The sequence below is a fragment of the Kitasatospora sp. NPDC096077 genome (assembly GCF_040303245.1).
Classification (GTDB): domain Bacteria; phylum Actinomycetota; class Actinomycetes; order Streptomycetales; family Streptomycetaceae; genus Kitasatospora.
The window spans coordinates 164,667-187,851 of the sequence record NZ_JBEOSV010000001.1 but is presented as its reverse complement, the minus strand read 5'-3'; the positions used below and the strand labels follow the sequence as shown (position 1 = coordinate 187,851).

General features: G+C 77.3%; 8 protein-coding genes and 1 pseudogene. 4 read left to right on the top strand and 5 right to left on the bottom strand.

The window, feature by feature from the left end; all coding sequences use genetic code 11:
- Positions 1-4: 4 nt before the first annotated feature.
- The 3 genes from ABTZ03_RS00660 (at position 5) to ABTZ03_RS00650 (ending at position 5,647) form a co-directional block, all read left to right on the top strand.
- The gene (locus ABTZ03_RS00660) at positions 5-850 is read left to right on the top strand and encodes an ABC transporter permease (RefSeq protein ID WP_350510643.1); all 846 of its coding nucleotides are present in this window, start codon (positions 5-7) and stop codon (positions 848-850) included.
- Positions 847-2,685, top strand: a complete 1,839-nt coding sequence (locus tag ABTZ03_RS00655; protein WP_350510642.1) for a dipeptide ABC transporter ATP-binding protein — start codon at positions 847-849, stop codon at positions 2,683-2,685. The genes ABTZ03_RS00660 and ABTZ03_RS00655 overlap by 4 nt, the downstream gene beginning before the upstream one ends.
- Before the next feature lie 139 nt (positions 2,686-2,824).
- On the top strand, positions 2,825-5,647 hold the full coding sequence (locus tag ABTZ03_RS00650; RefSeq protein WP_350510641.1) for an AAA family ATPase: 2,823 nt from the start codon (positions 2,825-2,827) through the stop codon (positions 5,645-5,647).
- Here the strand turns inward: ABTZ03_RS00650 and ABTZ03_RS00645 are convergent.
- Together ABTZ03_RS00645 and ABTZ03_RS00640 are read right to left on the bottom strand one after the other, a co-directional pair.
- Entirely contained in the window at positions 5,596-6,750 is a 1,155-nt protein-coding gene (locus ABTZ03_RS00645; protein WP_350510640.1) for an LLM class flavin-dependent oxidoreductase, read from the bottom strand. The genes ABTZ03_RS00650 and ABTZ03_RS00645 overlap by 52 nt on opposite strands.
- A 46-nt stretch (positions 6,751-6,796) precedes the next feature.
- Positions 6,797-8,245, bottom strand: a complete 1,449-nt coding sequence (locus tag ABTZ03_RS00640; RefSeq protein ID WP_350510639.1) for an MFS transporter — start codon at positions 8,243-8,245, stop codon at positions 6,797-6,799.
- Positions 8,246-8,392: 147 nt separating this feature from the next.
- Between ABTZ03_RS00640 and ABTZ03_RS00635 the strand changes: the two genes are divergently transcribed.
- Positions 8,393-9,313 carry a TetR/AcrR family transcriptional regulator gene (locus ABTZ03_RS00635; protein WP_350510638.1) on the top strand — a complete coding sequence of 307 codons (921 nt, stop codon included), beginning with the start codon at positions 8,393-8,395 and terminating at the stop codon, positions 9,311-9,313.
- 65 nt (positions 9,314-9,378) lie between these two features.
- On the opposite strand, the gene ABTZ03_RS00630 is transcribed toward ABTZ03_RS00635, so the two are convergent.
- From ABTZ03_RS00630 to ABTZ03_RS00620, 3 genes and pseudogenes are all read right to left on the bottom strand, one after another.
- The gene (locus tag ABTZ03_RS00630) at positions 9,379-10,263 is read right to left on the bottom strand and encodes a TIGR03621 family F420-dependent LLM class oxidoreductase (RefSeq protein WP_350510637.1); all 885 of its coding nucleotides are present in this window, start codon (positions 10,261-10,263) and stop codon (positions 9,379-9,381) included.
- A gap of 71 nt (positions 10,264-10,334) precedes the next feature.
- Entirely contained in the window at positions 10,335-14,408 is a 4,074-nt protein-coding gene (locus tag ABTZ03_RS00625) for a type I polyketide synthase (protein ID WP_502894358.1), read from the bottom strand.
- A gap of 316 nt (positions 14,409-14,724) precedes the next feature.
- Positions 14,725-23,166: pseudogene (locus tag ABTZ03_RS00620) on the bottom strand (type I polyketide synthase); the annotation flags it as partial.
- Positions 23,167-23,185 lie beyond the last annotated feature (19 nt).

Here is a 23,185-nt window from a genome sequence, read left to right as displayed (position 1 = left end):
CCGTGTGGCCTCGCCTGGTGCGGCCTCGGCCCGCCGGGCCGTCCGACTGCCGCCCCCGGCCGTGCTGGCCGCCGGTGCCGTGCTGCTGCTGATCCTGCTGGCCGGGCTGCTCCCCGGCCTGCTCACCGGGGTGTCGCCGACCGCGACCGACCCGGTGAACGCCCTGCAACCCCCGGGCGCCGCCCACCCCTTGGGCACCGACCAGCTCGGCCGGGACGTGTTCGCCCGGCTGGTGCACGGCGCCGGCCCGGCGCTCGCCCTCGGCTTCGGCTCCACCGTGCTCGCGGTGGTCGGCGGCGCGGCGCTCGGCCTGGCCGCCGCGCTCGGCGGCCCGGTCGCCGACCGACTGCTGATGCGCGCCGCCGACGTACTGCTCGCCCTCCCCGCGACCCTGCTGGCGCTGCTGGTGATCGCCGTCCTGGGCACCGGCACCGGCAACCTGGTGCTCGCCATCGGCATCGCCCTGGTGCCCGGCTACGGACGGCTGGTGCGCTCCGAAGCCCTGCTGGTGCGCCGCTCGGGCTACGTCGAGGCCGCCGTCACCCTCGGGGTGCCGCGCCGGTCGCTGATCCTGCGCCACGTGCTGCCCAACTCGCTGGCCCCGCTGCTGACCCTGGCCACCGTCGGCTTCGGCACCGCGCTGATCGCCGCCTCCGGCCTCAGCTTCCTCGGCCTGGGACCGCGCCCGCCCTCCCCCGAGTGGGGGGCGATGCTCTCCGAGGGGCGCGGCTTCCTGGCGACCGCCTGGTGGCTCGGGGTGTTCCCGGGCGCCGCCGTGACCCTCACCGTGGCGGCCGTCACCGTGGTCGGCCGCCACCTCCAGCAGCGATTCACCCGGAGGTCCCCGTGACCGTCACCCCGTCCCCCCTGCTCGCCGTCGACGGCCTCCAGGTGGCCTTCGGGACCGGCCCCGACGTGGTGCGCGAGGTCTCGCTCACCCTGGGGCGCGGCGAGTGCCTGGCCCTGGTCGGCGAATCCGGCTCCGGCAAGAGCGTCACCGCCCGGACCCTGGTCGGCATGACCGGACGCCACGCCCGGGTCCGGGCCCGGCGGCTGGAGTTCGACGGCCTCGACCTCGGCGCGCTCACCGAACGGCGCTGGCGGCAGCTGCGCGGGCGCCGGATCGGCCTGGTGCTCCAGGACGCCCTGGTCTCGCTCGACCCGCTGCGCACCGTCGGCGCGGAGATCACCGAGGCCCTGCGGGTCCACCGCACGGTCGACCGCCCCCGCGCCCGCGCCCGGGTCCTGGAACTGCTCACCGACGTCGGCGTGCCGGAACCGCAGCGCCGCGCCGGACAGTACCCGCACCAGCTGTCCGGCGGGCTGCGCCAGCGCGCGCTGATCGCCTCGGCGCTGGCGGCCGGCCCGGAACTGCTGCTCGCCGACGAACCCACCACCGCGCTGGACGCCACCGTCCAGGCCCAGGTGCTCGACCTGCTCGGCGACCTGGTCGACCGGGGCACCGCGCTGCTGCTGATCAGCCACGACCTCTCGGTGGTCGAGCGGCTGGCGCACCGGGTCGCGGTGATGTACGCGGGCGTGGTGGTCGAGCAGGGCCCGGCCGGACAGGTCCTCGGCGACCCGCAGCACCCGTACACCCGGGCACTGCTGGCCGCCGTGCCCGGGCGGACCGGCCGGGGCCGGCCGCTCTCGGCGCCCCGCCCGTCGAACCCGGCCGCCGGGCCGGACGGCTGCCCGTACGCGGCCCGCTGCGCCCTGGCCGACGACCGCTGCCGCCGGGAGCTGCCGGCCGCCCCGGCCGCCCCGGCCGCCGCGGACGCCGAGGCCGGGCACACCGCCCGCTGCTGGCACCCGGGCGGCCCGCTGCCGCTGCCGCTGCCGTCGGCTGAGCCGCGCCCGCTCGCCGCCGCCGCTTCCGCCGCCACTGCGGGGCGGAGCGCGCAACCGGCGGTGCTGCTGGAGGTGGACGGCGTCTCCAAGACCTACCGGGGCCAGGACGGCACCGCGCACCGGGTGGTGCGGGACGTCTCCTTCACCGTGACGGCCGGCGAGACCCTCGGCCTGGTCGGCGAGTCCGGTTCCGGCAAGACCACGCTGGCCCGGATCGCACTCGGCCTGCTGGAACCCGACACCGGCGCGGTGCGCTTCACCGGCGAGCCGTGGAGCGGCCTGCCGGAGCGGCGGCGCCGACCGCGCCGAGGACTGCTCCAACTGGTCCAGCAGGACCCGCTGAGCTCCTTCGACCCCCGGCACGACGTGCGCCGGATCCTCGCCGAGGCGCTGGCCGCCACCGGCGTGCCGCGCGGCCCGGCCTGCGACGCCCGGGCGGTGGAACTGCTGGACCAGGTCGGCCTGCCCGGCACGGTGCTGCGCAGCCGCCCGGCCCAGCTGTCCGGCGGGCAGCGGCAGCGGGTGGCGATCGCCCGGGCGCTGGCCACCGGGCCCCGGCTGCTGGTCTGCGACGAGCCGGTGTCGGCCCTGGACGTGTCGATCCAGGCCCAGGTGCTGGACCTGCTCTCCACGCTCCAGCGGGAGCTGGGCCTGGCCCTGCTGTTCGTCTCGCACGACCTGGGGGTGGTGCACCACCTCAGCGACCGGCTGATCGTCCTCAAGGACGGCGAACTGGTGGAGTCCGGCACCGTGGACGAGGTCTTCGACCACCCCGAACACCCCTACACCAGACGACTGCTGGCGTCGGCGGCGGGCGGCAGCCGGGTGGGCTGAACGGAACGGGCGGCGGGGGCGGCGTACGGCGGACAGCGCGGTCCGGCGGACGGAGCAGCGGCGGAACAGAACGGAACGGAACAGCACCGGGGTGGGCGACGGAAGCCGACCCGCCCCGGCCAGGCAACGGGGAGCCGACGTGAATCCTGTCGAACGCGACACACAACTGGACCGCTTCGCACGGCTGTTGGACGACTGCCTGGACGGCAGCGGCGGCCTGCTCGCCGTCTCCGGCCCGGCCGCCTGCGGCCGGACCGAGCTGCTGCGCGCCTTCACGGCCGCCGCCGAGGCCCGCGGCGCGCTGGTGCTCACCGCGACCGCCCGCTGCTCGGAGCGCACCGTGCGCTTCGGCGTCCTGCAGCAACTGCTGCGCCAGCCCGACCTGCCCCCGGCCGTCCGGACCGCCGCCCTGGCCCTGCTCGGCGGGCCGGACACCGCCGAACCCTGCCGGGAGGACCCGCCGGGCACCGGACAGGTCCCCTCCCAGGTCGACCAGGACCTGTGGCTGCTGCTGCACACCTTGGCCGCCCGCACCCCGCTGGTGCTGGCCGTGGACGACCTCCAGCACGCCGACCCGGCCTCCCGGCAGACCCTGATCCACCTGGCCACCCGGTCCCCGACCGCCCCCGTGCTGCTCGTCGTCACCGAACCCGACCCGCCCACCGACTCCGGCACCGACCGCGACTGGTGGACCGCCCTGCTGCGCCTGCCGCACCTCACCCGGCTGCGGGTCGACCGGCTCAGCGAACACGGCGCCGGGCGACTGCTCACCGCACTGCTCGGCGCACCCCCGGCCCGACTCGCCGTCTGGTACCGGCTCACCGGCGGCAACCCGCTGCTGCTGCGCGCCCTCGCCGAGGACTGCGCGGGCGCCGGCCCGGCCGTCGAACCGGTGCCCGGCCCCGCCTTCGCCCTGGCCGTACGGGCCTGCCTGCACCGGGCCGGCGCCGCGGCCGCCGAACCGGCCCGGGCCCTCGCGGTGCTGGCCGAGTCCGGCTCCACCGACCTGCTGCCCCAGCTCCTCGGCGGCCCCGCCCGGGACGTGCTGACCGCCCTGACCGCGGGCGGCCTGGTCGTCGACGGCCGACTGCGCGGCCCGGCCGTCGCCCGGGCCGTCCTGGACGGGCTGCCGCAACCGGACCGGGCGGCCCGCCAGCTGCGCGCCGCCCGCCTGGTGTACGAGAGCGGCGGCACGCCGGAGTCCGTCGCCGCCCACCTGCTGGCCGCCCGCGACGCCACCGAACCGTGGGCCCGGCCGGTGCTGCTGGACGCCGCCCGGGCGGCGCTGCGCCGCGACGACGACGCCTTCGCCGAATCCTGCCTGGCCCTGGCCGGCACGGCCGGTGACACCGAGACCGCCCTGCTGCGCGGCATCGTCCGCTTCCGCACCGACCCGCAGGCCGCCTACCGGCTGGTCCGCCCGCTCACCGACCGGCTGGACGACCTGGCGGACGGCGAACGGATCGGACTGCTGCGGATGCTCAACTGGCACGGTACCGAGGCCGAGATCACCCGCACCCTCACCGGCCTCGACCCGGCCGCCGGCCCGCTGCGCGACGAGCTCACCCGGGCGCTGGAGCAGGTCCGCTCGATCGCCCCGCACCTGGTGCCGCCCGGCCACCCCGCACCGCCGCCCGGCCTGCCCGCCGGGGAACCCCAGCAGCGCTCCCTGCTGGCCCTGCCCCGGGTGCTGCGCACCGGCGGCACCCCGGAGGACATCCGCACCGCCGAACTGGTGCTGCGCACCACGCCGTTGGAGGATGCCGCCTACGGTGCGCTGCAGTCCGCGCTGTACGTGCTGCTGTACGCGGACCGGGCGGACCTCGCGGCGCCCTGGTGCGCGAACCTGCTCCGGGACACCGCCGGGCGCCGGATCCCGGTCTGGCAGGCGCTGCTGACCGCCACCATGGCGGAGATCGCCCTGCGGCTCGGCCAGGTGGCCGAGGCCGCCCGGCACGCCCGGCAGGCACTGGCCCTGCTGCCCTCCGGCGGCTGGGGCGTCTGGCTGGGCGCGCCGCTGGCGGCGCTGCTGCTGGCCTCCGCCGCACTCGGCCCGACCCCCGAGGCGGAGCCCGGACTGCCCACGCTGCCGGAGCGGCTCACCCGCACCCGCTACGGGGCCCAGTTCCTGCACGCTCGCGGCCGGCACCGGCTGGCGGCCGGCGCGGCGGACGCGGCGCTGGAGGACTTCACCCGCTGCGGACGGCTGCTGGAGGAATGGGGGCTGGACGTGCCCTCCTTCGTGCCCTGGCGCGCCGACGCGGCCCGGGCCCTGCTGGCGCTGCGCCGCCCGGAGCAGGCCCGTCGGCTGGCGCTGGCCCAGGCGGCGCACCCGGCGGCCCAGCGGCCGCGCACCCGGGGGCTGTCGCTGCGGGCGCTGGCCGCCTGCGAGCCGGACCACCGGGTCGAACTGCTCCAGCAGGCCGTCGAGTTGCTGGACGAGGCCGGCGACCGGCTGGAACTGTCCTGGGCGCTCGCGGAGTTGGCCGAGGCCCAGCTCGCGGCGGGCCGCCGCCAGGCCGGTCGGGAGGCGCTGCGACGGGCCCGGGAGGGCGCCGAGGAGCTGGGCCTCGGGCCGCTGCTCGCCCGGCTGAAGGGGTCGGCCGAGGAGGAGGACGACTCGGGGCTGAGCGCCTCGGAGCGCCGGGTCGCGGAGCTGGCGGCGGCCGGGCACTCCAACCGGGCGATCGCCGAGCAGCTGTTCATCACGGTCAGCACGGTGGAGCAGCACCTCACCCACACCTACCGCAAGCTGCGGGTCAAGGGCCGCTCCGAGCTGGCGCGTTCGCTGCCGCCGGGCTCGGGCCGGCCTGCTGCGGACCGGCTGTCCTCGGAGCGGCCCGCCGCGGACCGGCTGTCCGTGGAGCGGCACGGCACGGGGCGGCGTGCCGTGACCCGTCCGACCGCGGCTCAGGGCGCGGTGCCCAGATCCAGCCGCTCGCGCAGCGTCTCCTCGGCGTAGTCGGTGCGGTAGGCGCCGCGCCGCTGGAGTTCGGGTACCAGGCCGGTGGCGATCGCCGGGAGGTCGTGCGCGGTGGTGGCCGGGCGGAGCCGGTAGCCGGTGAGCCCGGCCTGCTGCCACTCCTGGAGCAGGTCGGCGAGTTCGGCGGGGGTGCCGGCGAAGATCGGCGCGTCCGAGGTGTGCTCGGTGCCCAGGGTGGCGTCCAGCCGGTCCCGGCGGGCCTTGGCGGCGCCCGGCTCGGCGTCCAGGTGGACCAGGACGTCGGCGAAGACGTGCACGGTCCGCCCGGCCCGGCCGACCGCCTGCTGCTCGGCGCGGATCTCGGTGACGGCGGTGCGGACGTCGTCGACGCCGTGCGGGGTGATCGAGACCACGTCGGTGACCTGGGCGCCGTACCGCCAGGGGACGCTGATGTGGGCGAGGGTGAACACCACCGGGTGGCCCTGCGGCGGGCGCGGGGCGCTGGACGGGTCGGGGAGCAGCGGCCACTCGCCCGCGTCGCCCCCGTCGCCGTCGGAGCCCCCGTCGCCGTCGGCGGCGAAGCGGCCGGGGGCCAGCGCGCGCAGGGCCTGCTCGTCGGTGGTGCCGTCCCACAGCGCCCGGACCACCCGGACCAGCTCGGCGGCCCGGTCGAAGCTCTGCTGGATCTGCGCCTGCACCTCGGGCAGGAACAGCGTCTCCAGCGGGATCGGCCTGGTCGGGCTGAGCTGGGTGCGCAGCCCGGCGCGGCCGGCGCTGAGGTGGTCCAGGGTGGCCACCGCCTTGGCGATCGGGGCGGGTTGGCCGGAGTTGACCACGACGGTGGGGATGATGCCGAGGTGCCGGGTGCGGGCGGCCAGGGCGCCGGCCAGGGTGAGCGCGTCCAGGCGGTGCAGGGTGTGGCCGAGCCGGCGGTCCAGCTCCTCGCCGGGGCCGGGGGCGCGGGACAGCGGGTCCTCGACGGTGACGAAGTCGAGCAGCCCGACCTCCGCCTGGCGGGCCTGGGCGGCCCAGTGGTCGAGGGTGAACGGCCGGGGGTCGGCCTCCGGCTGGTGGCGGGCGGCCGGGTGCCAGCCGGCGCCGTCGAGGGCGGCGGCGAGGTGCAGGTGGTGCGGTGTGCTCACGGGGACGTGCCTTTCCGGGGGGTGTGGTTCTCGGACCCGCGGTCCGTCAGGCCTTGGCCTTGGGGCGGGTGATGACGAGCAGGGCGATCAGGACGGCGACGCCGCTGAAGGCGGCCGCGGCGACCACCGCGGTGGACAGGCCGTCGGCGAGCTGGGCCCGGTCGGGGTGCTGGGCGCCGTGCAGCGAGCCGCCGTAGAGGGTGGCGAGCACGGCGACGCCGAGCGAGAGGCCGATCTGCTGGACGGCCTGCAGCAGCCCGGAGGCCGCGCCGGTCTCCTTGGGCGCCAGACCGGCCAGGATGGTCATGTTGAGCGGGACGAAGCCCAGGCCGAGCCCGGCGCCGAGCAGCACCAGCGGGCCGAACAGGCCGGTCAGGTAGTCGCTGTGCGGGCCGGTGGCGGCGAGCCACAGGCTGTCGGCGAGCATCAGCGCCGCGCCGGTGACGATCAGCGTCTTGGCGCCGTACCTGGGGATCAGCTTGGCGGCGCTGCGTGCGGTGGCGAACTGGGCCAGGGCCATCGGCAGGAAGGCGAGCCCGGCGGTCAGCGGGGACAGGCCCAGGCCGTCCTGGACGTACAGCGAGAGCAGGAAGTAGGTGCCGCCCATCGCGGCGAACAGCAGCAGGAAGATCCCGTACGCGCCGGAGCGGGCGCGCTGGGCCAGCAGGCGCAGCGAGATCAGCGGCTGGCGGACCTTGGTCTCGGTGACCACGAACGCGCCGAGCAGCAGCACCCCGAGCACCAGGGCGGCCACCGTGGTGGCCGAACTCCAGCCCGCCGACGAGGCGTTGATCAGTCCGTAGACCAGGGCGGTCATGCCGGCGGTGGAGGTGAGGGCGCCGACCACGTCGGGGCGGGCCGGGTGCTTCTCGGTCTCCGCGAGCTGACGGGTGGCCAGGACGACGGCGGCCAGGCCGATCGGCACGTTGACGAAGAACACCAGCCGCCAGGAGAGCGTGGTGAGCAGGCCGCCCAGGATCAGCCCGATGGTGATGCCGAGCCCGGCGACGGTGGAGAACACCCCGAGCGCCCGGCTGCGTTCCGGGCCCTCCTTGAAGGTGACGGCGATCAGGGAGAGCGCGGCGGGCGCGGCGAAGGCGAAGCCGACGCCCTGGGCGGCGCGGGCCGCGATCAGCAGCGCGGAGTTGGGGGCGAGCCCGCCGAGCAGCGAGGCGGCGACCACCAGCAGCAGGCCCCAGATGAACATCCGGCGCCGGCCGAGGATGTCGCTGGCCCGTCCGCCGAGCAGCAGCAGCCCGCCGAAGGCCAGCGAGTAGGCGCTGAACACCCAGGCCAGGCCGTCCGGGGAGAAGTGCAGCCCAGACTGGATGCGGGGCAGCGCGATGTTCACGATGTTGCCGTCGACGGCCACCATCAGCTGGCAGGTGACGATCACCGCGAGGGCCAGCGGGCCGGCCCGGCCGGGGGCGGGTGTTGTCGGACGGTCGGCCGGGGTGGGCGGTTCGGCCACCGATGGCTGGTCGTGGGTCGTCATGGCCGGCTCCTTGAGCGTAGGGCAGGGCAGCGTCGAGGGAACGAGCGCGGTCGACGCTTGTAGACTGCTTCATGGTAGGGAGACGTCCTGATTGGGTCAACAAGTGTTGAACGAATGTGTCGCGGTGTGACGAGGCGAGGAGGCGGCATGGCAGGGTCCCGCAGTGGTGGTGCCGGGGTCGCGGCCGAGGCGGAGGGCGCGGCGGAGGCGGCGCCCACCGGGCGCGGCGAGCGGCGCAGCCGCAGCCGGCAGGCCATCCTGGCGGCGGCCCGGGAGCTGTTCTCCGAACTCGGCTACGAGCAGACCACGGTGCGCGCGGTGGCCCACCGGGCCGGGGTGGACCCGGCACTGGTGATGAAGCACTTCGGCTCCAAGGAGCAGCTGTTCGACGCGGTCTCGGAGATCGCCCTCAGCTTCGGCGGCGCCCTCGGCGGCCCCGCCGACCGGCTCGGCGAGCGGCTGCTCGCGCACGCGCTGGCCGACATCGACGGCCGGCCGGACCGCAGCATGCCGGTGCTGCGCTCGATGCTCACCCACCCGCAGGCCGCCGAGGCGGTGCGCTGCGCGGTCGCCGACCCGGGCAACAGCCCGGTGGCGGACGCGCTGACCGGTGACGACGTGGAGCTGCGGGCGACCCTGGTGGGCTCGGTGGTGCTCGGGCTGCTGGTCACCCGCTACCTGCTGCGGGTGCCCGAGGTCGACCGGGCGCCGGCCGGGCGGCTGGTCGAGCTGCTCGGGCCTTGCCTGCGGCCGCTGTTGGACGGCGGGGCGGCGGGCGCGACGGGCGTGGCCGGGGCGGTCGGGGTGGGTGCCGGGGTCGAGCGGCCGGCGGACGGCGTCGGCGGCGACGGCGGCGGTGGCCCGGCGGCGGCGCTGGCCGGGCTGGCCGCCGCCGAGTCGGCCCGGCTGGCGGCGGCCGAGGAGGTGGACCGGCTGGCCCGGGAGGCGCTGGCGGCCGGGGCGTCCTTCGGCGAGGTCGGCCAGCTGCTGGGGATCAGCCGGCAGGCCGCCCGCAAGCGGTGGCCGCGCGGCGAGGACGCCTCCGTCGAGGGGCTGGCGACAACCTAGGTTGTCGCCCGGGTGGGGCGGCCGCCCGCCGGGCCGGGTGACAACCCAGGTTGTCGCGCCGGTCATCAGGTACCGGCCAGCGCTTCGACCACCGGCGCGAACGCCTCCTGGTGGGCGTCCATCACCGTGAAGTAGGAGAAGCCGAAGCTGTCCCGCAGCTCCTTCACCTGGTCGATGATCTGCTGGACGGTGCCGATCAGCAGCAGCGGCGTCTGCTCCAGCTCGGTCAGCGGCACCGGCAGCTGGGTGGCCGCCACGTGCCGGATCGCGGCGTCCCGGTCCTCGGTCACGATCACCGCCTGGAGCAGCAGGTTCTTCTCCACCTGCGCCGCCCGCTCGCCCACCACCCGGTCGAAGTAGGCGACCCGCTCGGCGAGTTCGGCGCGCGGGATGAGCCGCAGCCCGCCGAACGCGGTCGGGTCGTAGCGCATCCCGATGAAGCCCACGATGTCGCCGTGCCGGGCGGCCAGCCGCAGCACCCGGTTGCCGTTGCCCGCGATCAGCAGCGGCACCGGGTCCTGCACGGCCGCCGGGACGTGCTCCGGGTCCCCGAGCAGCCGGCGCAGCTCCAGCACGGTGCGCTCCAGCGCGTCCACCCGGTCCTTGGGGGTGCCCGGGTCGAGACCGAGCGCCTGGAACTCGGCGTGCACATAGCCGGTGCCGAGCCCGACCTCGATCCGGCCGCCGGTCAGCCGGTCGACGGTGGCGATGTCCCGGGCGAGCAGCGGCGGGTGGTAGAAGCCGGAGTTGAGCACCAGGGTGCCGACCCGCAGGCCGGTCGCCGCGGCCGTGGCGACCAGCGGGGGGAAGGGCGCGGTCCGGCCCAGGTGGTCGGGGACCAGCAGGACGTCGTAGCCCTGCGACTCGACCTCCTTGGAGAGGCTCTGCCACTGCTCGGCGTCGTCGGGGACGGCCAGCTTGCCGAGGCCGAAGCGGAACGGTCGGGTCATCGGGTTTCTCCTCGTGGGTCTGTCGGTGGTGTCGTCGGGGTGTCGTTGGGGGGCGTCGGTGGTGGGACCGGTCATCGCTCCAGCTCGGCGAGCCAGCGGTGGACGGCGTCGGCGGTGCCGGCGGAGTGGTCCTCCAGCACCGAGAAGTGGTCGCCGGGGATGTCGGCGCTCTCGTGCGGCAGCCGCCAGAAGGCGCGCCAGTCCGGGCCGCCGGGGCGGTCCCCGGTGCCGGGCAGCGGCTGCTCGGCGCGCAGCAGCAGGGTGCGGGTGGCGATCGGTTCGGGCTGCCAGGAGCCGAAGGTGCGCAGGTAGGCGCCCATCGCGGTGAGCCCGGTGTCGGTCAGGGTGAGGTCCTGGGTGCCGAGCCGCTCCAGCATCCCGTCGACCATCGCGGGCATCCACCACTCCATGCCGGGCAGCGTGGCGGTGTCCATCGGATAGGCGTCGACCAGCACCAGTCCGGCCGGTCGCACCCCGCGCCGCTCCAGCTCGGCGGTCACGGCGTGCGCCACGCACCCGCCGAGCGAACGCCCCAGCACGGCGAACTCCCGTTCCCCGTACAGCTCCTGGACGGCGTCGGCGTGCAGTCGGACGAAGGCGTCCACCGAGTCGGGCAGCGCGCTGCCGGGCCGGTAGCCGGGGGCCGGGACGGCGTGCGCGGTGCGCCGTCCGTCCAGGGCCTGGCCGAACCGGGCGTACTCGTGCGGTCCGGACAGCGCGGTCAGCGCCGGGAAGCAGACCAGGGCGAGCGGTGCCCCGCCCTCGGCCAGCGCGACCGGGGGGACGGCGTGCCCGGCGCGGTCGTCGGCGGGGAAGGGGGTGCGCAGCTCGGACGCCGAGATCAGGACCTGGGTGGCGGCCGGGATCCGTCCGGCCCGGCACAGGTCCAGGTAGACGGCGGCCAGCGGCTCGGCCGGGCCGCCGGCGGGGGTGGTGCGGCGGTCCCGGAGCTCCTGGTGCAGGTGCTCGGCGAGGGCGAGCGGGTCGGGGTGGTGGATGGTGAGCGCGCCGGAGAGCCGCAGCCCGGTCGCGGCGGAGAGGCGGGCGCCGAGCTCCACCGAGGTGAGCGAGTCGAAGCCGTGCTCGACGAAGGCCGTGTCGGCGGTCAGGGTGTCCGGGGCGGCGTGCCCGAGGACGGCGGCGGCTTCGGTGCGGACGAGGGCGAGGAGGGCGTCGAGCAGCTCGGGGGCGGGGAGTTCGGCGTGGCGCTCGGTCCAGTCGGCCGGGTCGGCGGGCCGGGGGTCGGCGGGCCGGGTGCCGGGACCGGGGAGGGTGGGGGCAGGGGTGGGGGAGCCGTCGAGCCAGAAGCGGGTGCGCTGGAAGGGGTAGCCGGGCAGGTCGACCTGCTGGACGGGCAGTCGGCCGAACGGGCCGGACCAGTCGACCGGCGCGCCCGCGGCGTGCAGGCGGCCGACGGCCGTCAGCAGGGCCTCCGGCTCCGGCTGGTCCCGGCGCAGGGCGGCGGCCAGGGTGGCCGGGCGGGGGCGCTGCCGCGGCTCCTCGGCGGCGAGGGCGTCGCCGGCCAGGGCGGTGAGGACGCCGTCGGGGCCGAGTTCCAGGAAGCGGGTGGCGCCCTCGGCCCGCAGGGTCCGGACCGCGTCCAGGAAGCGCACCGGCTGCCGGGCGTGCTCGGCCCAGTAGTCCGGGGCGGCGGGCTCGGCGGTGCCGGCGAGGCGGCCGGTGAGGTCGGAGACGAACGCGGTGTGCGGCCGGTGGAACGTCAGCCCCTGCACCACGGTGCGGAACTCGTCCAGGACCGGGTCCATCCGGTGCGAGTGGAAGGCGTGGCTGACCCGGAGCCGGGTGGCCCGCCGTCCGCGTGCCCGGAAGGCCTCGGCGACCGCCTCGACCTGCGGCTCCTCGCCGGAGATCACCACCGCGCGCGGGCCGTTGACCGCGGCCAGGCCCACCGTGCCGCCGTGGGGCGCGAGTTCGGCGAGCACCTCGCCCTCCTCGGCCTCCAGGGCGGCCATCGCCCCGCCGGGCGGCAGCTGCTGCATCAGCCGGCCGCGCGAGGCCACCAGGGCGGCGGCGTCCGGGAGTTCGAGCAGCCCGGCGGCGTGGGCGGCGGTGAGCGCGCCGACCGAGTGGCCGACCACCAGGTCCGGGCGCACACCCCAGGAGTCCAGCAGGCGCAGCAGCGCCGTCTGGAGGGCGAACAGCGCGGGCTGGGCGTACTCGGTGCGGGTGAGCCGTTCGGCGTCGGCGGGCCGGCGCACGGGATCCGCGGGTCGGAGGACGGCCTCGGCGATCGGGAACGGCAGATGGCGGTCGAGTTCGGCGGTGACGGCGTCGAAGGCCCGGGCGAACTCCGGGTGGCGCCGGTACAACCCGGCTCCCATGCCCGGGCGCTGGCTGCCCTGTCCGGTGAACAGGAAGGCCGTCCGGCCGCCGGGGGCGGCGGGGGTGAGCGGCCCGGGGTTGCTCGCGAAGGCCTCCAGCCGGGTGACGGCCTCCGCACGGTCGCGGGCCACCAGGACGGCCCGCGACGGGTGCCGGGTACCGGTGGCCAGGGACCAGGCGAGGTCGGCCGCCGGGGGCGGGTCGTCGCCGCGCAGGACCTCGGCGAGCTGCCCGGCCCGGGCCCGCAACGCCGCCTCGCTCCGCGCGCTGAGCACCCACGGGAGCGGGGGCGGTTCGGCGCCCGGGGCGGCGGGTCGGGGCCCGTCGCCCGTGGCGTCCGCCGGCTCCTCCCCGGGCTCGACGTCGGCCTCGGGCTCGACGTCGGCCTCGGGTTCGGGTTCGGCTTCGGGTTCGGCTTCGGCCAGGATCACATGGGCGTTCGTCCCGCTCACCCCGAACGCGGAGATCCCGGCGGCGCGCGGACGTCCGGTGTCCGGCCAGCTGCGCGGCTCGGTGAGGAGCCGCACGCCGCCGTCGGCCCAGTCCACGTGCGGGGTGGGCCGGTCCACGTGCAGGGTGCGCGGGAGGGTGCGGTGGCGGATCGCCTGGACCATCTTGATCACGCCCGCGACGCCGGCCGCGGCCGCGGTGTGGCCCAGGTTGGACTTCAACGAGCCCAGCCAGAGCGGCTGTTCGGCGTCGCGCCCGGTGCCGTAGACGGCCTGGAGGGCCTGGGCCTCGATCGGGTCGCCGAGGGTGGTGCCGGTGCCGTGGCCCTCGACCGCGTCCACCTCCCGCGGGGCGAGCCGGGCGTCGGCGAGCGCCGCCCGGATGACCCGCTGCTGGGCGGGGCCGCTGGGGGCGGTGAGGCCGTTGGAGGCGCCGTCCTGGTTGACGGCGGTGCCTCGCACGACGGCCAGCACCCGGTGTCCGTGGCGCCGGGCGTCGGACAGCCGTTCCAGCACCAGCAGCCCCGCCCCCTCGGCCCAGCCGGTGCCGTCGGCGGCCGCCGCGTAGGAGCGGCAGCGGCCGTCGGGGGAGAGTCCGCGTTGGCGGGAGAACTCGACGAAGCCGCTCGGGGAGGACATCACGGTGGCGCCGCCGGCGAGCGCGAGGTCGCTCTCGCCGGAGCGCAGCGAGCGCACGGCCAGGTGCAGCGCGACCAGCGAGGAGGAGCAGGCGGTGTCGACGGTGACGGCCGGGCCCTCGAAGCCGAAGGTGTAGGCGATCCGGCCGGAGGCGACGCTCGCCAGGTTGCCGATGCCCAGGTGGCCTTCGAGTTCGGCCGGGGCCGCCCCGGGGCGGGTGTGGTACTCCTGCGCGGTGAGTCCGGCGAACACGGCGGTCCGGCTGCCGCGCAGCCCGTCCGGGTCCAGCCGGGCGTGTTCCAACGCGTGCCAGGCGGTCTCCAGCAGCAGCCGCTGCTGGGGGTCGGTGGCGAGCGCCTCGCGCGGGGAGACGCCGAAGAAGGCGGCGTCGAACTCGGCGGCGTCGGCCAGGAATCCGCCGTGCCGGGCGTAGCTGGTGCCGGGGACGGACGGGTCGGGGTGGTACAGCGCGTCGGTGTCCCAGCCGCGGTCCTCCGGCCAGCCGGTGACGGCGTCGCGTCCGGCGGTGACCAGCTCCCAGAGCAGGTCGGGGGAGTCGGCGCCGCCGGGCAGCCGACAGGCCATCCCGATCACGGCGACCGGTTCGCCGCGCCGGTACTCGACCTGGTCCAGCCGCCGTTGGGCCTCGCGCACGTCGGCGAGCGCCCGGCGCAGGTACTGCCGCAGCCTCTCCTCATCGGCCATCGTGGCCACTCCTTCCGGTGGGGGCGGTGCCCGCGCCGGGCCGGGCCCGGTCGAGTTCGGCGAACAGTTCCTCGTCGCTGGCGGTCTCCAGGTCCAGCGCGGTGTCGAGCGAGGTGTCCGGGGCGGCGGCCGAGATGGTGTCCTGCCTGCTGTCCGGGTCGGTGTCCGGGGCGTTGTCGAGGAGGGCGGCCAGGGCGGAGAGCCGGGCGGCCAGTTCGCGCCGGTCGGCCTCGGTGCCGGGCAGCGACTGCTCCAAGCGGTCGAGCAGGCCCGGCAGTTCGGCAGGCCCGGAACCGGCGGCGACGGCCGGGACCAGGTGCTCGTCCAGGTGGTCCGCGATCGCGGCGGGCGTGGGCCGGTCGAAGACCAGCGTCACGGGCAGCCGCAGGCCCGTCGCGGCGACCAGTCGGTTGCGCAGGTCGACGGCGGTCAGCGATTCGAAGCCGAGGTCGCGGAAGGCCCGGTCGGGGAGCACCTCCTCGGTGTCGGGGTGGCCCAGGGCCGCCGCGGCCTGGCGGCGGACCAGGTCGAGCAGGTCGGCCCGGCGGGCGTCCGGGGCGAGTCCGGCCAGCCGGGCGGTCAGCCGGCTGCCGGGCGCACCGTCCGGTGTCTCGTCGTCCACCGGGCCGGTCGCCACCGCCGTGGTGAGCGGCCCGAGTTCGACGTCCAGCCAGTAGCGGCGGCGCTGGAAGGGGTAGGTGGGCAGGGCGGTCGGCACCGACCGGGCGTCGGCGAGCGCCCCGCCGAAGTCGACCGGCGCGCCCGCCACGAGCGCGGCGCCCGCCGAGAGCAGGAAGCGGTCCGGGCCGCCGTGGTCGCGGCGCAGGGTCTCGACGACGGCGCCGGGCAGGCCGCCGGCGTCCAGGGTGTCCTGGATCGCGCCGGTCAGCACGGGGTGCGGGCTGACCTCGATGAACAGGGTGCGGCCCGGTTCGGCGAGGCGCTGGACGACCGGGGCGAAGCGGACGGTGTGCCGCAGGTTGCGGTACCAGTAGTCGGCGTCCAGTTCGGTGCCGGTGACCGGCCCGGCGGTGACGGTGGACCAGATCGGCAGCCGCGCGGCGCCCGGCCGGACCGGCGCCAGGACGGCCAGCAGCTCGTCCGCCACCTGGTCGATCACCGGGGAGTGCCCGGCCAGGGTGGCGGCCCGCAGCCGTTTGGCCCGGACGCCCTCGGCGGTGCAGGCGGCGACCAGTTCGTCCAGGGCGTCCTCCTCGCCGGCCACCACCACCGCCCGCGGCCCGTTGACGGTGGCCACCGCGAGGCGCTCCGGCCAGGCGGCGAGCCGCCGTTCGGCCTCGGCGAGCGGCAGCGCGACGGAGGCCATCGAGCCCTGGCCGACCAGGGTGGCCAGGATCCGGCTGCGGGCGGCGACGATCAGCGCCGCGTCGTCCAGGCTGAGCGCCCCGGCGACGGTGGCCGCGGCGACCTCGCCCTGACTGTGTCCGACCACGGCGTCCGGGCGCACCCCGGACGACTCCCAGAGCGCGGCGAGCGCCACCAGGACGGCCCACAGGGCGGGTTGGGCGACCTCGACCCGGTCCAGCGAGGCCGCGCCGTCGCGCCGGCGGAGCACGTCGGTCAGGTCGAAGTCCAGGTGCGGGGCGATGGCCCGGGTGCACTCCGCGATCCGCTCGGCGAACACCGGTTCGGTGTCCAGCAGTTCACGGGCCATCCCGGCCCACTGGGAGCCGTGGCCGGGGAACACGAACACCGTCCGGGGCGCGCCGTCGGCCCGGCCCTGGACCAGCTCGGCGGCGGGCTCGCCGGCCGCCAGGGCGCGCAGGGCGGCGGAGGCGGCGGCCGGTTCGGCGGCGACCACCACGGCGCGGTGCTCGAACCGGGCCCGCCCGGCCAGCAGGGTGTGCGCCAGGTCGGCGGGTGCCTCGGTGGACTCGGCCAGGTGCTCGGCCAGCCGGACGGCCTGGGCGGCGAGCGCGCCGGCCGTCCGGGCGGAGAGCACCCAGGGCAGCGGCCTGGCCGAGGTGTCGCCCGGCGGGGCGGGCGGCTGCTCCGGGACCGGCGGCTGCTCGATGATCACATGGGCGTTGGTGCCGCTCACCCCGAAGGCCGAGATCCCCGCGCGGCGCGGTCGGCCGTCGGCCTCCGGCCAGTCCTGATGCTCCGTCAGAAGCTTTACCCCGCCCGCACTCCAGTCCACCTCGGGGGCGGGCTGGTCGATGTTCAGGGTGGCGGGCAGCCGGCCGTGGTGCAGCGCGCCGACCATCTTGATCAGCCCGGCGACACCCGCCGCGGCCTGGGTGTGGCCCAGATTGGACTTCAACGAGCCCAGCCAGAGCGGCCGTTCGGGCGCCCGGTCCGGACCGTAGACGGCCAGCAGGGCCTGGGCCTCGATCGGGTCGCCGAGCCGGGTGCCGGTGCCGTGTGCCTCGACCGTGTCCACCTCCTGCGGGGTGAGCCCGGCGGCGGCCAACGCCTGCCGCAGCACCCGCTGTTGGGCGGGCCCGTTGGGGGCGGTGAGGCCGTTGGAGGCGCCGTCCTGGTTGACGGCGCTGCCGCGCACCACGGCCAGCACCGGATGTCCGGCCCGGCGGGCGTCGGAGAGCCGTTCGAGCAGCAGCAGGCCGACGCCCTCCGCCCAGCTGGTCCCGTCGGCCGCGGCGGCGAAGGCCTTCACCCGGCCGTCCGGCGCGAAGGCGCGGTGCCGCGAGGTGGCCACCATCCCGGCGGGCGAGGCCATCACGGCCACCCCGCCGGCCAGCGCCAGGTCGGCCTCGCCGGAGCGCAGCGCCTGGGCGGCCAGGTGCAGGGCGACCAGCGAGGAGGAGCAGGCGGTGTCCACCGTGACGGCCGGGCCCTCGAAGCCGAAGGCGTAGGAGATCCGCCCCGAGGCCACGCTGGCGGCGCTGCCGTTGTGCAGGTAGCCCTCCAACTCCTCGGGCAGTTCCCGCAGTCGGCCCGCGTAGTCGTTGTACATCACGCCGGTGTAGACCGCCGTCCGGCTGCCCCGCAGGGTGCCCGGGTCGACGCCGGCCCGCTCGAAGGCCTCCCACGCGGTCTCCAGCAGCAGCCGCTGCTGGGGGTCGGTGGCCAGTGCCTCGCGCGGGGAGATGCCGAAGAAGGCGGCGTCGAAGTCGGCGGCGTCGTGCAGGAATCCGCCGTGCTGGGTGTAGGTGTGGCCGGGGCGGTCCGGGTCGGGGTCGTACAGCGACTCGTTGTCCCAGCCGCGGTCGGTGGGCCAGGGGGTGATCGCGTCCCGCCCGGAGTCGACCAGCTCCCAGAGCTGTTCGGGGGTGCTCACCCCGCCGGGGAAGCGGCAGCTCATCGCGACGATGACGACCGGGTCGTGGTCGTCCGGCCGGCCGGACGCGCGGACCGGGGCCTCGGCGGACTCCGCCCGCCCGCCCGGCAGCCGGGAGTCCAGGTGGGCGGCCAGCGCCTGCGCGCTGGGGTGGTCGAAGACCAGGGTGGCGGGCAGCCGCAGCTCGGTGGCGGCGGCCAGGCGGTTGCGCAGCTCGACGGCGGTCAGCGAGTCGAAGCCGAGGTCCTTGAACGCCCGGTCGGCGGCCACCCCGTCCGGTTCGGTGCGCCCGAGCACCACGGCGGCCTCCCGGCGGACCAGGGCGAGCAGCGCCTCCTGCCGCTGCCGGGCGTCCAGGCCGTGCAGTCGGGCCGCGAGGCCGCTCCGGTCGGCCGTGTCCGGGCCGGCGGCGGCGCTGCGGCGGGCGGGCCGGGGCCGGGCCAGCACCTCGCGCAGCACCGGCGGCACCAGGGTCGGATCGGCGTCCGTCCGCAGCGCCAGCGGCACCGGGAGCGGGTGGTCGGCGCGGACGGCGGCGTCGAACAGCGCGAGCCCCTCGTCCGTCGTCAGCGGCCGCACGCCCTGCCGGGCGAGCCGGGCCAGGTCGGCGGCGCCCAGGTGGCCGGTCAGGTCGCTGCCGTCCGCCCACAGGCCCCAGGCCAGGGAGACGGCGGGCAGCCCGGCGGCGCGCCGGTGGGCGGCGAGGGCGTCCAGGAAGGCGTTGGCGGCCGCGTAGTTGGCCTGCCCCTGGACGCCGAGCACGCCGGCGGCGGAGGAGAACAGCAGGAAGGCCGACGGTCCGGCGTCCTTCGTCAGCTCGTGGAGGTGCCAGGCGGCGTCGAGCTTGGGGCGCAGCACGGTGTCCAGCCGGGCCGGGTCCAGCGCCGTCAGCAGGCCGTCGTCCAGCGCGCCGGCGGCGTGCACCACGGCGGTCAGCGGCCGTTCGGCGGGGATCCGGGCCAGCAGGTCGCGCACCGCCTCCCGGTCGGCCGCGTCGGCGGCCACGGCGACGGCCCGCGCCCCGAGGTCGGCCAGCTCGGCCAGGAACGCGGCGGCGCCGGGGGTGTCCGGCCCGCGCCGGGCCGCCAGCACCAGGTGCCGGGCGCCGTGCTCGACGACCAGCCGACGGGTCACCAGCCGGCCGAGCAGGCCCAGGCCGCCGGTCACCAGCACGGTGCCGTCGGGGTCGAGCAGCGGGCGCGCCGGGGTGCCGGGGTCGGAGGGGTCGTCGGGGGCGGCGGGTCGGACGGTCAGCCGGGGGACGGAGGCGGTGCCGAGGCGCAGCGCCACCTGGGTCTCCCCGGCGGCGGTCGCGGCGGCCAGCGCCCCGGGCAGGGCGCGCCGGGACTCGGCGCTGCCGTCCAGGTCGACCAGCAGCAGCCGGTCGGGGTGCTCGGCCTGGGCGGAGCGCAGCAGGCCCCAGACCGGCGCGGCGGCGAGGTCGACGGACTCCCCGGCGACGGACACCGCCCCGGAGGTGACCACCACCAGCCGACGGTCCGCCGGCTCGGGCCGGGTCAGCCAGTCCTGGACGGTGGCCAGGACGGCGTGCAGCAGCTCCCGGGCGCGCTCCGGCACCGGGGTGGTGCGATCGGCCGGGACGGTGCCGTCGGCCGGGACGGGCAGCCAGAAGGTCGCGGCCCGCGCCTCGGCCACGGCGGCGACGTCCGGATACCCCGGAAGCTCCCGGCCGAGGTCGATCCGGTTCGGGCCGAGCACGGCCCAGTCCTCCGATCCGCCCTCGGCGGGCGGGAGTTCGCTCCACCCGGCGACGTGCAGCGGCAGCCCGGACACCGGGCCGGCCAGCTGGTCGGGGCGGACCGGGCGGGAGACCAGCGAGCCGACCGTGAGGACGGGCGCGCCGGCCGGGTCGGTGGCGTCCAGGACCACCGCGTCGCCCGGGCCGGGCCGCAGCCGCACCCGCAGCGCGGTGGCGCCGCTCGCGTGCAGCCGGACCCCGGCCCAGGCGAAGGGCAGCGGAACGCCCTGCTCCTCCGGGGCGTCGGCGGCCGGTTCGGCGAGGTGGAACGCGGCGTCGAGCAGCGCCGGGTGCAGGCCGTAGCGGGCCGCGTCGGCCTGCTCGTCCGCCGCCAGGGCGATCTCCGCGTACAGCTCGGGCCCGAGCCGCCAGGCCGCGCGCAGGCCCTGGAAGGACGGCCCGTAGGCCCGTCCGCCGTCGGCCAGCCGCTGATAGCGGCCGTCCAGCGGGACGGCGACGGCCCCGGCCGGAGGCCAGGCGTCCTCCGCCGTCGACCAGGCGGAACTCTGCTCGGGGAGCTCCTCGGCGGCGAGCACGCCGTGCGCGTGCCGCTGCCAGTCGCCCGCCCCGGCCCGCTGCCGCTGGACCCGGGCGTGCACGGCCACCGGCCGCCGCCCGGCGGCGTCCGGGGCGCCCACCGTCACCTGGAGCTCGACGGCCTGCCCCGCGGGCAGCACCAACGGCGCCTCCAGCACCAGTTCGTCGAGCACCGGCAGGCCCAGCTCGTCCCCGGCGCGGACGGCGAGTTCGACCAGGGCGGTGCCCGGGACGACGGTCCGGCCGAGCACCGCGTGGTCGGCGAGCCACGGGTGGGTGGCCGTGGACAGCCGCCCGGTGAGGGTCGCCCCGCCGCCCTCGGCGGGCTGCAGTACGGCGCCGAGCAGCGGGTGTCCGGCGGCGCGCAGGCCCAGGGTGAGCGGGTCGCCGCCGTGGTCGGTGCGCCGCTCCAGCCAGTAGCGGCGGCGCTGGAACGGGTAGGTCGGCAGGTCGACCCGGGCGGCGGGGCGCGGGCCGAGCGCGGGCGTCCAGTCGACCGGCACCCCGGCGACCGCGAGCTGCCCGACCGAGGCCAGGAAGCGGGCCGGCCCGCCCTCGTCCCGGCGCAGCGAGCCGGTGGCGGACACCTCCGGGTGCCCGGCGTCCTCGGCGGTGGCCTGGACGGCGGCGGTCAGCACCGGGTGCGGACTGGCCTCGACGAACACCCCGTGGCCGCTGTCCAGCAGCCGCCGGACGGCCTCCTCGAAGCGGACGGTCCGCCGCAGGTTGGTGTACCAGTAGTCGCCGTCCATCCGCTCGGTGTCCAGCCAGTCGCCGGTGACGGTGGACAGCAGCGGGGTGTGCCCGGTGCGCGGGGCGACCGGGGCCAGGGCGGTGGCCAGCTGCGCGCGGATCCGCTCGACCTGCGGGGAGTGCGAGGCGTAGTCGACGGGTACCCGGCGGATCCGCAGCTCCTCCCGCTCGCCGAGCGCGACCAGTTCGTCCAGTGCGGCCGGCTCGCCCGCGACGACCACCGCCGCCGGACCGTTCACCACCGCGACGGACAGCCGGTCGCCCCACGGCGCGATCAGCTCCTCGGCCCGGGCGGGCGGCAGCGGCACCGAGGCCATCCCGCCGGTACCGGCCAGCGCCACGATCGCCCGGCTGCGCAGCGCCACCACCCGCGCGGCGTCCTCCAGGGTCAGCGCCCCGGCCACGTACGCGGCGGCGATCTCGCCCTGGCTGTGGCCCACCACGGCGTCCGGCCGCACCCCGTAGGACTCCCACAGCGCGGCCAGCGACACCATCACCGCCCACAGCGCGGGCTGCACCACGTCGACCCGGTCGTAGCCGGGCGCGCCGTCCCGGCCGCGCAGCACGTCCTCCAGCGACCAGTCGGCGAACTCCGCCAGCGCCTTCCCGCAGGCGGCGATCCGTTCGGCGAACACCGGTGCGGTGTCGAGGAGTTCGGCGGCCATGCCGAGCCACTGGGCGCCCTGACCGGGGAACACCAGGACCACCTTGCGGTCGGTGCCGGCCCGGCCGCGCAGCACCGCCGGGTTCGACTCGCCGGCGGCCAGCGCGACCAGGGCGGCGAGCAGCTCGGGGGCGTCCCGGCCGACCAGGACGGCGCGCTCCTCGAAGGCGGTGCGCTCGGCGACCAGGGCGTGCCCGATCGCGGCGAGCTCGATCGCGGTGGGCCCGATCGCGCTGGGCCCGGCGGCGCCGTCGTGCCCGTCCCGGACCAGCGCGGCCAGCCGGGCGGCCTGCTCCCGCAGCGCCTCGTCGGTGCGGGCGGAGAGCGTCCAGGCCAGCGGGCCCGCCGGGGCCTCGGACGCTTCCGGCTCCGGCTCGGACGGCGCCTGCGAGGCCTCCGGTTCCGGCTCGGGCGGCGCCTCCTCCAGGATCACGTGGGTGTTGGTGCCGCTGACCCCGAACGCCGACACCCCGGCCCGCCGGGGCGTGTCGGTACGCGGCCACGGCCGGTCCTCGGTGAGCAGCCGGACCGCGCCCGACGCCCAGTCCACGTGCGGGGACGGCTCGTCCACGTGCAGGGTGCGCGGCAGCACCTGGTTGCGCAGCGCCTGCACCATCTTGATCACCCCGGCCGCGCCGGCCGCGGCCTGGGTGTGCGCCAGGTTGGACTTGACCGAGCCCAGCCACAGCGGCCGGTCCGCCGCCCGGTCCCGGCCGTAGGTGTCGAGCAGGGCCTGGGCCTCGATCGGGTCGCCGAGCCGGGTGCCGGTGCCGTGCGCCTCGACCGCGTCGACCTGGTCGGCGGCGACCCCCGCGTCGGCGAGCGCCGCCCGGATGACCCGCTGCTGGGCGGGGCCGTTGGGCGCGGTCAGCCCGTGCGAGGCGCCGTCCTGGTTGACGGCGGTGCCGCGCACCACGGCCAGCACCCGGTGCCCGTTGCGCCGGGCGTCCGAGAGCCGCTCGACCAGCAGCAGCGCCACGCCCTCCGACCAGCCGGTGCCGTCCGCGGCGGCGGCGAAGGCCTTGCAGCGGCCGTCGGCGGAGAGGCCGTGCTGCCGGGAGAACTCGACGAAGATCTGCGGTGTGGTCATCACCGTGACCCCGCCGGCGAGCGCGAGGTCGCACTCGCCCGAGCGCAGCGAGCGCACCGCCAGGTGCAGTGCCACCGAGGAGGCCGAGCAGGCGGTGTCCACGGTGACCGCCGGGCCCTCCAGGCCCAGGCTGTACGAGATCCGGCCGGAGGCGACGCTCGCCGCGTTGCCGACCGCGAGGTAGCCCTCCAGCTCCTCGGGCGCGGTGCCGGGCGGCGGCGGGTAGTCGTTGCCGTTGGTGCCGACGAACACCCCGGTGGCGGAGCCGCGCAGGTCGCCCGGCTTGATCCCGGCCCGCTCGAAGGCCTCCCAGGCGGTCTCCAGCAGCAGCCGGTGCTGCGGGTCGCTGGCCAGCGCCTCGCGGGGCGAGATGCCGAAGAAGTCGGCGTCGAACCCGCCGGGCGCGGCGAGGAAGGCGCCGTTGCCGGTGGACGAGGTCCGGGGGTGGTCCGGGTCGGGGTCGAACAGCGTGTCGAGGTCCCAGCCCCGGTCGGTGGGGAAGTCGCCGACCGCGTCGCCGCCCTCGGCGACCAGCCGCCACAGGTCCTCCGGGGAGTCCACGCCGCCGGGGAAGTGGCAGGCCATGCCGACGATCGCCACCGGCTCGCTGTCGCGGTCCTTCGCCTCGCGCAACTCGCGGCGGGTCTCGTGCAGTTCGGCGGTCACCCGCTCCAGGAGGTAGCGCATCCTGCCGTCGTTCAAGGTCTCTTCCTTCGTAGCC